Origin of the sequence: Bacillus pseudomycoides DSM 12442, from assembly GCF_000161455.1 — a bacterium.
Classification (GTDB): domain Bacteria; phylum Bacillota; class Bacilli; order Bacillales; family Bacillaceae_G; genus Bacillus_A; species Bacillus_A pseudomycoides.
In genome coordinates this window covers 2,280,748-2,293,394 of sequence record NZ_CM000745.1, presented here as the reverse complement: position 1 = coordinate 2,293,394, position 12,647 = coordinate 2,280,748, and the positions used below count along the sequence as shown (strand labels likewise).

Sequence of the window (12,647 nt, the reverse complement as noted above, 5' to 3'; positions counted from 1 at the left end):
GACGAATCAATATGAGATGTAAGATAACTCCTTTACACTTCAAACTAAGCAGAATAAATGAAAGGAGAATGTGGTATGGAAATATTGCAGGCGAAAGGGATTAGTAAAGTATATAAGGGGAAAGTTCCTTATAAAGCTCTTACTGATATTGATTTATCTATTCAAGAGGGTGAGTTCGTTGGTATTATGGGACCATCTGGCAGTGGAAAAACAACATTGTTAAATATGGTATCGACGATTGATTCACCAACATCAGGTGAAATTTTAATAAATGGAACGAATCCTTTTCAGTTATCATCTGAAAAATTAGCATTATTTCGTCGTCAACAATTAGGATTTGTTTTTCAGTCATTTAATCTTCTCAGTACGCTTACCGTAAAAGAAAATATTGTGTTGCCAATGACGTTAGATGGAGTGGCTGTAAAGGAAATGAATAAGCGGGTGGAAGAAGTTGCAGAAAAGTTAGGCATTCTGGATATTTTGCATAAAAGAACATATGAAATTTCAGGTGGTCAAGCACAGCGAACCGCAATTGCTCGTGCAATCATTCATAAGCCACAATTGTTACTAGCGGATGAACCTACGGGAAACTTAGATTCTAAGTCTTCGAATGATGTGATGGGTATGTTAGAAGAACTGAACAAGAAAGAACGTGCAACGATGATGCTTGTTACTCATGACCCATATGCAGCGAGCTATTGTAGTCGCGTTATCTTTATTAAAGACGGTGAATTGTATAATGAAATTTACTGCGGTGAAAGTAGACAAGCTTTTTACCAAAAGATTATGGATGTTCTCTCTTTGTTAGGAGGGAAAAGGCATGACTTTTCGTCAATTCGCGTTTAATAATGTTTTTCGTAATAAACGGACATACGCCGCTCATTTTTTAAGTAGTACATTTTCTATCATGATTTTCTTTACGTATGCACTTTTGTTATTTCATCCTAATTTAACGGGTGAGTTGAAATCGACAAGTGAAACGATAAGTGAACTCGGTACAATTGGGTTTAGAATTTCACAGGGCTTGATTTTTGTTTTTTCATTTTTCTTTATCTTATATTCAGTAAGCTCATTTTTAAAAACACGCAAAAAAGAATTTGGTATTTTAATGATGCAAGGAATGTCGATGAGGCAGTTAAAGAAGTTAGTGCTCATTGAAAATATGTTAATTGGATTTGGTTCAATCTTTATAGGTATTATGATCGGCCTTATATTTTCAAAATTAGTACTGCTCATTAGTGCGAGTATTTTAATGATTAACAATGGACTACCTTTCTATATTCCAACTCAAGCAGTACTATTAACTATTATTACATTTATTTTCTTGTTTTTAATCGTATCACTGTTTACTTTTAAAATGATAAGAGTAACAGAGCTTGTGGAACTCATTCAAGCAGAAGAAAAACCAAAACCTGAACCGAAATCTTCTATTATTTTATCGCTTCTATCATTTGTTAGTATCAGTTCGGGATATGGAATTGTACTTTATATTAACTTTAGAAGAATTATCTCTTTTCCATTATTAGGATTAGGTGTGTTATTGGTTATAATCGGTACTTATTTTCTGTATACGCAATGCAGTGTTTTTCTGTTGCAAGCTGCCAAAAGGCGAGAATCTTTATTTTTAAAGAAAACAAATATATTGACGTTTTCAGAGCTGATATATCGAATGAAAGATAATGCAACGATGTTTTTTATTGTATCTATTATTTCGGCAGTCGCGTTCACCGCAATCGGAACTACTGCTGCACTTGGAAATAAAGAACTATCAAGAATGACCAATCCGTATACGTTTACGTATATGAGTTTTGAAGAAAATAAGATGGAAAATGAGCATCTTTCTGTAATTAAGAAATCTCTTAATGAGGCAAATATTCCTTATCGAATGGGCTCTGCCTCTACTAAATATACAGAAAGTAATGTCTCTGTTATGAAATTAAGTGAATATAATGATCTTGCGAAAGCTCTTGGTTATCAAAGGGAAGCGCTTGATAGAGAAGATGAGATTTTGTTAGTACCAGGATGGATAGCACAAAAACAAGAGTTTAAAGATGGTGAATTTAAAAAAGAAATTGAAGTGATTCATGGGGATTGGATGAAAACATTTCATGTAAAAAAAGCTGTAAAGAATTTAGTTTTACCACATGAAGTAGAAAATATTTTAATTGCAGTACAAGATGATGTTTATGATAAAATTCCTTTCATTAACCGTGAAGATGTACCACATTCTAAAGAACGTATTTACGGATTTGTTGTAGATGATTGGATGAAAACGAAAGAAATTTCACATCAATTAAATAACATACTAGATAGAGATAGAGATGGTGAAGAGCGTAATTATTATTTCGCTGCTTTAACGTTGCAGTGGTTACAAGCGAAACAAACAAACGGATTGTTACTTATGGCAAGTGTTTTAGTGGGAATTGTCTTCTTTACATTTGCAGCGAGCTTTATTTATTTCCGTTTATATACAGATTTAGATCGGGATCAGCAACAATATAAAATGATTTCAAAAATGGGATTAAGCAAGCGAGAACTAAAAGGTGTTGTAACAAGACAGTTGTTAATCATGTTCTTTTTACCAATTATTGTTGCGGTAATCCATACTGCAGTCGCATACACTGCACTGCAACAATTAGTGGATTTTTCTATTTTAAATAGTTCAATTATCATCTTAATTTCATTTGTATGTATACAAATCTTATATTTTTTTATGACTCGTTGGCGTTACCTCCAAAAACTTTATAGAACTATGGATCAGTAAAAGCACTATGAATAGGGCTTGATTATATTATAGAGAAATAAAGTCTCACCTTAGAGCGTATACTTGATAACTAATTCGTATAACGAAAGGAGTCGTAATGAAAAAAACGGTATCGATTTTTATGTTAATTGTCCTAGCCATAATAAGCCTAAGTGCTTGTTCTAAATCTAAGGAGAATACACAACCTGCAAACGGAATAATAATGATTGGAGACGAACAATATACATTACCAATTTTTACACGTTACAAAGAAAATATAAAAGAAAAAGAGGTGTTTGAAGTAAAAACAGGCAGCATGGGTGAAAATAAAGTACTGATTATAGATGAATCTACAGCTCAAGCTATGATTAAAGATAAAATTTTTCGGACTAATGATGTAAATAACAGCTTATATTATATTTCAATAAAAAAATTACCAACCATTCCTAAAGGCCATTCGTTAGTATTTACACATGAAGATCAAGAAGATATAGAAAGTATAGACTTAAATGACAAAACAATACCAGTTCAATATGAAAGTAATGCTTGGATTGGAAACTCTCGTGACTACGAATCTCAATGGTATCTTATCGTTGCAAGAAATGACGTATATAAAGAAATACAAGCGAATAAAACAAAATTACAACTTATTCACTTGAAAAAATCATTAGGCTACGAAAAGCCTAAAATGTCAACAGACAATACATTAGTGAATGAATATTTAAAGATGAAAAGACAAGTCAAAGATTTTCATAAATTAATATCGGTCAAATTTGTTACTTTTGAGGATGAGGGTTAAAAAGAAAAGGAAATTGTCAACAAAACTTTATCAACTATGTAATATTCCATAATTAATAGACAATTCAGATAAGATAGTTTACAGTATCTTTAAGTTAATAATTGTGATAGAGAATTGGAGATCCACACTATATAGCCATTGCTAATTGCGTTGGTATATCTTTGTGGATCTTTTTTTCTATTACATAGAGAAAGGAGCGAAATGAAAACGCTTTATTGGGGAGGTATAGAATAAGAAAAGGGGATGTAAAATGAAAAGATTACTTTTGGGATTTTTAATTTTATGTTTTATCGCTTCGAGTGTAATTATTCCAGTACCAACACATGCGGAAGAAGGAAAGAAAAATAACAATCCTATTATTTTGGTACATGGCTTTACAGGGTGGGGAAGAGATGAATTATTGGGCGTAAAGTATTGGGGGGGTGTACATGATATTCAAGAGAATTTAAAGAGAGATGGATACAGTGTACATACCGCTGCTGTTGGACCGTTATCAAGTAACTGGGATCGTGCTTGTGAGTTATATGCTGAAATTAATGGGGGAACAGTAGATTATGGAGCGGCTCATGCTGAGAAACATGGACATGATCGATATGGGAGAACATATACAGGGTTTATCCGAAATTGGAGTGAGACAAATAAGGTTCATTTAGTAGGACATAGTATGGGTGGTCAAACGATACGTACACTTGTTCAAATATTAAAAGAAGGAAATCAAGAAGAGAGGGATTATGCAAAACAGCATGTAGATGTGAAGGTGTCTCCGTTGTTCCAGGGCGGAAAATCATATGTTCATAGTGTAACGACATTGGCAACACCTCACAACGGGACAACCCTTGCAGATGGAAGTTTACTTCTACCAGCTGTAAAGCAATTACTCGTCGCAACTGCTGGAATCGGAGAAAATAACAATCTATCACTATACGACTTTAAATTGGATCAATGGGGAATTAAAAAGAAAGCTGGGGAGTCATTTTATCAATATTCAAACCGTGTCTTAAATAGTTCCATTTTGAAGGATACGAAAGATATAAGTCAATGGGATTTAAGTACAGATGGAGCGAAGGAATTAAATGACTGGGTAAAAGCGCAACCAGATGTATATTATTTCTCTTACAGCGGACATGCAACACAAGCCGCACCTATAACGGGAATCCATTTTCCGCACATTACAATGAATAAGACACTAATGGGAAATGCAATTTTCTTAGGGGCATATGCAAGATACGAACAGAATCGTCCATTCATCGATTCATCTTGGTGGCAAAATGATGGTGTAGTGAATACAAGTTCAATGGTGGGACCATCAACTGATACGATTATAAATAATAATGACACACCAGAGCTTGGAAAATGGAACCATATTGAGACAAAACAAAACTGGGATCACCTTGATATGGTTGGACTAAGTGTTTCGGACTCATTAGGGTTTTCTGATATTAATGCTTTTTACCGAACAATTGCTGAAAAGTTATCCAATTTACCAAAATAAAGTAAAACTGTAATCATTGGGGGTCTTACTGTCCACGAATAGCGTGGGGGACTGAATTCCTATTTATATCGAAATATAAATAGGAATTCAGATTATTCTGAGGGAGTTTTTACTTCGTGAATTGTATTTTACTTTCGAAGTATAATGGAGTTAACATTAAAATAGCATGATAGTCCGAGGTGATGATATGAGAGTTAACGTGGTGATATCTGGATATGGAACTGTTGGAAAAGAGTTTGTAAGATTGGTATTTGAGAAAGCTTCATATATAAAAGAGATGTACGGCATCGAACTTGTTTTTACTGGAATTATTGGGAGTACAGTCAATCTTTATAATGACAAAGGTTTACATATTAAAGAATTATTAACTTATGGTACTGGTTCTCATGTATTAGAGAAGTATACCAAACACTATCCACTTGATAAAAGTGAAAAGTTTCCTTTTGGTACTGTATTAATTGAATCGACACCAACTAATCTTCAAACTGGTGAACCAGGAAGAACATACATTGAAACAGCGATTGAAAACCATATGGATGTAGTAGCTATTTCGAAAGGAGCACTTGTTAACGCATGGAAAGAAATAAAAGAAAAAGCAAAACTCGCAAACGTACGTATCTATTATAGCGGCGCAACTGCTGCTGCACTCCCTACATTAGATATTGGACAATTCAGTTTAGCAGGATGTCAAATTGAAAGTATAGAAGGTATTTTAAATGGAACAACAAATTATATTCTTACAAAAATGTATGAAGAAGATGTAACATTCCAGGAAGCATTGCATCAAGCACAGCACAAAGGGATAGCTGAAACAAACCCCTCATTAGATATAAGTGGAATGGATAGTGCTTGTAAACTTTTATTATTGGCAAATAGTTTGCTGCAAGCAGAATGTTCATTGAATTGTATATCTATAAAAGGTATAGAGGATGTTACAAAACAAGATATAGAGAAAGCAAAAGAACAAGGTAAATCTCTAAAACTAATTGCAACAGCATATAAAGATCATTCAGGAAATCTTAAACTTGAAGTATGCCCGCGTGAAATAGAGAAAGGGCATCCATTGGCTCATGTAAATGGAACAGAAAAAGGAATCACTTTTCATACTGATACGATGGGGAAAGTTACTTCAACCGGAGGAGCTTCAAGCCCAAGAGGAGCAGCGGCAGCGGCTTTGAAAGATTTAATTAATTTGTATCGAAAAGATGTATGATGAAAAAATATAGTCTTCAATTAAAATGAAAAAGATAATAATCAACTTGACAAATAAATATTTTTATGTTATAATTAAAATTTTAACATTTGACATCAAACCCTTAGGGTGATACATTTTAGTAAGAGAAATAACTTCACTAATTTATGTATCGAGGGGGACGTGTAGTATGAAAATAGAAAACGGTCTAGCGGTTTTGAAATTGAAAATTCAAGGATTTGAATTAAATCCAACATTACTTTGGGATGAAAAAGAAGCTCTATTAGTCGATACTGGTATGCCAGGTCAATTAGAAGGGATTCGCGATGCAATGATTGGTATTGGTGTGCCTTTTGAACAATTACAAGCAGTTATTTTAACTCATCAAGATATAGACCATATTGGAAGTCTTCCTGAAATACAGCAGAAGGCAGATCATTCTATTGAAGTGTACGCCCATGGATTAGACAAACCTTATATTGAAGGACAGTTACCCCTTATTAAAGGAGATCCAAATAAAATGAGTGAAGAAAAATGGGCGGCACTTCCAGATGTTGTGCAAGCTTTATATAAAAATCCTCCAACAGCAAAAGTAAATCAAACCTTAGAAGATGGACAAAGACTTCCATTTCTCGGAGGCATTGAAGTGATTCATACACCAGGACATACTCCGGGGCATATTAGTTTATATAGTGAAAAGTATAAGACATTAATTGCAGGTGACGCGATGGTATGTGTTGAAGGAAAACTAAAAGGGCCAGTTCCACATACGACACCAGATATGGAAACAGCTACAGAATCACTTAGAAGATTTTTAGAGTTTGATATTGAGAGGATAATTTGTTATCACGGTGGTGTTTGTGATTTGAATGCGAAGGAGCAGATTGAAACATTAGTAAGAAAAGAAAAGTAATGTTGTTATGCAAACTCGTATTTTATCCAGTATAAATTGCCCATAAAAGCCCGACTGGTAAGGGATGATGAAGAATACCCCATTTTATAAAGTTTTACTTTATGAAGTTCGAACGTTCAAATTATATTTGATAGTTATATGGATTATGTTATGATAAGTATCAAAGTTAAATAGTTTATTTCTATCCACTAGGGGGGCCTTTTATAGGCTGAGATCAAAGGATATTTTTGAAACTCTTAGGACCTGATCTGGGTAATACCAGCGTAGGGAAGTGGAAGTGACAGAAGATGATATTTTTAAAATATTGATGATGTCCAGTCCGCTTTCTTTACGTGTGTGTAAAGAAAGCTTTTTTATTTTTGTGCACCTATTTGAAGTAAATCTCTGTAGTCTAGTCGTTAACGAGCGATTGGTTAAGAAATCTGTTTCATTTTTATTATTAAAATGTTTATTGGAGGGTCTTTCATGTCATTTTCACAGTTAGTACGTAAAGAAGTTAATCCAATTTGGGAAGCAAGTTTTAATCATCCATTTGTAACAAAACTAGGAGACGGCATATTAGATTTAGCTAGTTTCCGCTATTACGTTTTGCAAGATTCATATTATTTAAGTCATTTTGCAAGAATCCAATCGTTAGGAGCAGCAAAAGCTATTGAATTAGAAACGACAGCCCGTATGGCGCACCATGCACAAAATACATATCAAGCGGAATTATCACTGCATGAGAATTTCGCTAAAAAACTAGGAATTACGAAAGAAGAAAAAGAATCGTTCATTCCTGCACCGACGGCTTATGCGTATACATCACATATGTATCGCGCTGCATATGATGGGCATATCGGGGATGTTATCGCAGTAATTTTGCCTTGCTATTGGCTTTATTATGAAATTGGTGAGCGACTCAAGGAATGTCAACCTGAAGAACCAATTTACCAAGAATGGATTTCCGCATATGGCTCTGATTGGTTCCGTACTTTAGTAGAAGAGCAAATTGCTAGATTAGATGCCATTGCTGAAACAGTAACAGAAGCTGATCGTAAGCGAATGAAACAGCATTTTGTAATTAGCAGTCAATATGAGTATTCATTTTGGGAGATGGCTTACACATTAGAAAAGTGGCCAGTGGAAGAACAAGTAGAAGATGTAAGTTTATAATGAAAAGATATGTCTCTCATCAAGCATGCGAGAGTATAGAAAATGACTAACTTAGTTTAGTCATTTTTTTTTACAAAATAATAATATCTATATTCTATGTTTTAGGAAAATTAATTTTAGTGATTAATTGATTACATATTATAAAAAAATTACACAATAAAAAAGAGGGAGAAGATGGTTTTTATTGAATTTTGTTTATAATTCCTTTTTAACTTGTTAGAGGGTAATCGTAAAGAAGATTATTAATCTTTTTGACACTTTTTATTCCACTTACAATAATTGGGGTGTTCTATTAAAAAAATTTAATTTTGGAAAGGGATCAATAAATATGAAAACAAGAAAACGAATAGGAAATAATTTTTTACTCGTTAGTGCAATTTGTGTGATAAGTATTCCTTCTGTTTCATATGCGGAGGAAGTAATTTCACCTAAAAATTTCGCGAGTCCTTCAAGTTTGTATGAGGGGAGGAATATGGATGTATTGAAAACAAGTTTTTATGCCAATACATATAATAATCCGTTCAACCACCAATTTATTTCGACATTAAAGGAAACAAACACAAATATAAAAGAAATAGACAATGTTGATGATGAAAATCCTGTTATATCTACTACTCTTACATTTATTCGTGATATGCATGCTGAAAATTATAAATCTGCATTTGATTTAACTTCTCGATCTTTACAGAAGATAATATCTGAAAAATGGCTGGAGAGTTATTGGAAGGGACTCCCAGTACAATTACAAGCAGGTTCTTTTATTGGAATTGGAGAGATAAAACAAAAAGAGACAAATTCCGTTCATACAAATGTAGAGATTGGATTAGTTTTTGAACAATTTACTGTGCCTTTACTAATTAAATTAGATCCATCTGGAAAAATAGATGATTTTCAATTTAGCATGTCGTTTAGTCCTGTCGCAGAACGTCCATCATATAGTAAGCCTGAATCATTTGTTGAAAAAGCAGTAGTAGTCGGAAGTGGCGCGTTTCCATTACCAGGAACATTGTCTGTTCCAAAGGGAAATGGTCCTTTCCCAGTGGTTATCCTTGTTCAAGGATCTGGAGCAAGCGATCAAGATGAAACTGCATTTGCTTTAAAACCATTTCGCGATTTAGCTGAAGGTCTTGCTTCAAAAGGAATTGCTGTCCTTCGCTATAATAAACGAACCTATGAACATGGATTGAAGACGCAATTTAGTCCTTTTTATACAGTTGATAAAGAGACAACGGACGATGCACTTCTTGCCACTCGTTTTCTTCAAAATGAACCTATGATAGACAAGAATCAAATTTATATTCTTGGTCATAGTCAAGGTGGAATGATGGTTCCGCAAATGATCGAAAAAGACCAAAATCAAAATATTGCTGGGGCGATTGTAATGGGAGGACCAGCTCGTACAATCCAAGATGTTGTTTTAGATCAATTTGATTATCTTTTTTCTATTGGAAGAATGAAACCTGAAGAATATAAATTTTACAAAGAGCAATTTAAATTATTAAATGATCCTAACTTCTCTAGTCAGAATCCTCCAAAAGATTTTTATTTAGGATCACCTGTATTTTGGGATTCTATTCGTAAAATTAAGGCAGCGGAAATGTCCAAAGAACAAAAGACACCTCTTCTTATTATTCAGGGAGAAAGAGACTATCAAGTTCAATCAAAAATCGAAATTCCTCTTTGGAAAGAACAATTAAAAGAGCGAGATAACGTAGATTATCGACTATATCCAAAGTTAAATCACTTCTTTACAGAAGGTGATGGGGAATTAAGTAAACCGGATGAATATAATAGTCCTGCCAATATCCCTGAGTATGTTATAAATGACATTGCTACTTGGGTGCAAGGAAGAGCCAAATGAAAATAGTACAGTATATTTGTGAGAGCGCATTCCGTTTACAAAAAACATGGGGAATTAGCCTGTGTTTTTTGTGCTTATATGAAGAATTTTAAAGGGGTGTTTAAAGATGACAAATGCAAATGAACAGAAAAGTATAGAAGAAATTTTAAAAATCGCTGAAAAAAATGGTTTACCATTGAATAAAGAAAGCGCTGAATTAAATGAATCAGGAATGGACTTTCAAGTTGTATTTGCTACTGATGAGAAGGGCGCTTCATGGGTTCTTCGGAAACCGAGAAGACCTGATGTCATTGAAAGAGGGGCATTAGAAGGGAAAATACTTGAGCTTGTTCAAAAATATGTACCTGTTGCAGTACCAAATTGGAAAATCAACACATCAGAATTAATTGCTTATCCATTAGTAAAGGGGAATCCTGCTGCTGTTATTGATTTAGAAATACAAAATTATGTGTGGCACATTCAAAATAATCCCCCTTCTATGACGTTTATTCGATCGTTAGCCGAATCACTTGTTGCGTTGCATTCAATTAATCATGTTGAGGCTACTAAACATGGACTTGAAGTTCTTCAACCTGCTGAAGCAAAGCGATTGTTAGTAGATAGAATGCATCAAATAAAATCACAACTTGGTGTTTCAGCCGAACTATGGGAGCGTTGGCAAAAATGGCTTGCGGATGAATCGTATTGGCCAAAGTACTCTGCATTTGTTCATGGTGATCTACATCCACCGCATATTTTAGTTGATGAAAATACCAAAGTAACAGGCCTGCTAGATTGGACAGAGGCGAAAGTGACAGATCCCGCTACTGACTTTACTCTGTATCTCACAATCTTTGGAGAGGACAATTTGAAAGTATTATTAAACGAATATGAAAAAGCAGGAGGAAAAGTTTGGCCGAGAATGCTTGAACATATTATCGAACTTGGCGCTGCTTATCCGGTCATGATTGGATTGTTTGCACTACAGACAAAGGAAGAGGCACATATGGAGATGGCGCGTGGGGCTTTGGGAGTGAATGAGAAATAATAAATTCTATTGTGTAAAGTGGCTGCGTTGTGAGGGGGGGATATAATTATATAAAAAGGTATATCCAAGTTGTTGAGCTCTTGTCCATCACACGTTTGAAGATGCGAAAGTCCGTTAAATATACAATAGGATAATTTGATAATCCCGCTAATTTACAAATAGCGGGATTTGTCATTTCTTTATACAAATCTAGATCTCTATTGTCAATTATAGTTTTGTTTTTTTGTTTACTTTTTGGTACAAGTAGGATTAAGATGTTTTTTAGGAATGTTATTATTTGCATGCATATACACTATAATTTGGTGGAAGTGAGGAATACGCTAAAAAACAAAAAATTTGCTTTGTTATATAGAAGAAAGATAGAAAACTGAAAGGGATGAGAGTTTTGAAGAAACTTGATGTGCTTTTAATGGTACTCAGCTTCCTGTTCCCCATTGCAGGTATTATGAAAAAAATTCCTCTTGAATTGTCATTTTATTTAGGAGGACTATTGTTTTTCACGAGTTTTGGAAGCTATTATGCAAAACGAATGTATTCACGAATATGTAGTTGGCTCGCTTACACTATATTTATCACGTTCTTGCTCGCAATTTGGAATCAATACGTAACAACTAGTTCTTTACTAGCAAACGCAAAAATCGCTGCATGTATTGCGGTAATTCCATTATTATTCCGGTTCCGCACCTATGCAATTACCTTAGGGTTACTGGCATTATGGGGTGGCTTATTATGGGATATTAAACAAGCCAAATCATTAGTCGTTCTTGGACGTATTATGAACTTATTGACTTCAGAACGACTGTATTTACTTTTGCTAGTAGTTGGATTTTTACTTGGTGGATTGTTTGCCAACATGCTAAAGCGTGGTAGTATCAATGAAAAACAAGAAAAAACAAATCTATTCAAACAAAAAAAGAAACGAATTAAACCGAATTTTAAAATTCGTATTCCGAGTTTACCAAGGTTGAAAGTGAAGATGCCAAAGTTTAGTAGAAAATCTTCTAACTCAAAAGAAACACGTACGTATGAACCAAATCGTGAAGAAAAGACAGCAACGTATCATACAACGCAAACAGAGCAGCAACATCATGAAGTTGAAACAATGCAAGGACAAACAAGGATGGAACGACGAAGAAATCGTTATAATGCATAGAGGATGTTTTTATACAAATATTTGAACCCGCAACGCCCCTGTATACAATTCGATGGGGTATTGCGGGTTTTCACTTTAATATATTAAACATCTTAATTATTGGGAATTTTCACGTAGAAGAGAATATATGATTAATGATAAGAAGAGAATACTATGAGAAAATTAAGTAATATGGCCATTGCAAGTATTATAGTTTCTGTAGGTTTAGGAATGACAATTTACTATATACAAAAAGCTGAAAATAAACCTGTAGAAGGGAAGCTACAAGCAATATATGAAATTGCACTGAATTTAGAAGGGATTAAAGAGGAG

General features: G+C 34.1%; 10 protein-coding genes and 1 riboswitch. All 10 genes read left to right on the top strand.

The annotated features are described in order from the left end of the window. Positions 1-75 precede the first annotated feature (75 nt). The 10 genes from BPMYX0001_RS11375 (at position 76) to BPMYX0001_RS11330 (ending at position 12,335) form a co-directional block, all read left to right on the top strand. Positions 76-846 (top strand): ABC transporter ATP-binding protein, encoded by a 771-nt coding sequence (locus BPMYX0001_RS11375; RefSeq protein ID WP_016131456.1) that lies wholly within the window; start codon positions 76-78, stop codon positions 844-846. Next, on the top strand, positions 821-2,764 hold the full coding sequence (locus BPMYX0001_RS11370) for an ABC transporter permease (protein ID WP_033798904.1): 1,944 nt from the start codon (positions 821-823) through the stop codon (positions 2,762-2,764). Before BPMYX0001_RS11375 ends, BPMYX0001_RS11370 begins: the two co-directional genes overlap by 26 nt. 97 nt (positions 2,765-2,861) lie before the next feature. Next, positions 2,862-3,542: a lipoprotein BA_5634 family protein gene (locus BPMYX0001_RS11365; protein WP_033798903.1), complete on the top strand. Its 681-nt coding sequence runs from the start codon at positions 2,862-2,864 to the stop codon at positions 3,540-3,542. A 250-nt stretch (positions 3,543-3,792) separates the two neighbouring features. Next, positions 3,793-5,034, top strand: coding sequence for an esterase/lipase family protein (locus BPMYX0001_RS11360; RefSeq protein ID WP_006094994.1), 1,242 nt, complete (start codon positions 3,793-3,795; stop codon positions 5,032-5,034). A gap of 187 nt (positions 5,035-5,221) precedes the next feature. Beyond that, on the top strand, positions 5,222-6,247 hold the full coding sequence (locus BPMYX0001_RS11355) for a homoserine dehydrogenase (RefSeq protein ID WP_033797637.1): 1,026 nt from the start codon (positions 5,222-5,224) through the stop codon (positions 6,245-6,247). Positions 6,248-6,416: 169 nt separating this feature from the next. Next, the gene (locus BPMYX0001_RS11350; RefSeq protein WP_006094992.1) at positions 6,417-7,139 is read left to right on the top strand and encodes an MBL fold metallo-hydrolase; all 723 of its coding nucleotides are present in this window, start codon (positions 6,417-6,419) and stop codon (positions 7,137-7,139) included. A gap of 180 nt (positions 7,140-7,319) precedes the next feature. Continuing rightward, positions 7,320-7,426, top strand: a riboswitch (TPP riboswitch). Between the two features lie 178 nt (positions 7,427-7,604). Further along, complete coding sequence (gene tenA / locus BPMYX0001_RS11345; protein ID WP_033798902.1) at positions 7,605-8,294, top strand: thiaminase II; 690 nt, start codon at positions 7,605-7,607, stop codon at positions 8,292-8,294. A gap of 328 nt (positions 8,295-8,622) precedes the next feature. Further along, positions 8,623-10,155: an alpha/beta hydrolase gene (locus BPMYX0001_RS32310; RefSeq protein WP_006094990.1), complete on the top strand. Its 1,533-nt coding sequence runs from the start codon at positions 8,623-8,625 to the stop codon at positions 10,153-10,155. A gap of 106 nt (positions 10,156-10,261) precedes the next feature. Next, on the top strand, positions 10,262-11,182 hold the full coding sequence (locus BPMYX0001_RS11335; RefSeq protein WP_006094989.1) for a macrolide 2'-phosphotransferase: 921 nt from the start codon (positions 10,262-10,264) through the stop codon (positions 11,180-11,182). 385 nt (positions 11,183-11,567) lie between these two features. Next, positions 11,568-12,335: a DUF3959 family protein gene (locus BPMYX0001_RS11330; RefSeq protein WP_018780565.1), complete on the top strand. Its 768-nt coding sequence runs from the start codon at positions 11,568-11,570 to the stop codon at positions 12,333-12,335. Positions 12,336-12,647: the final 312 nt, after the last annotated feature.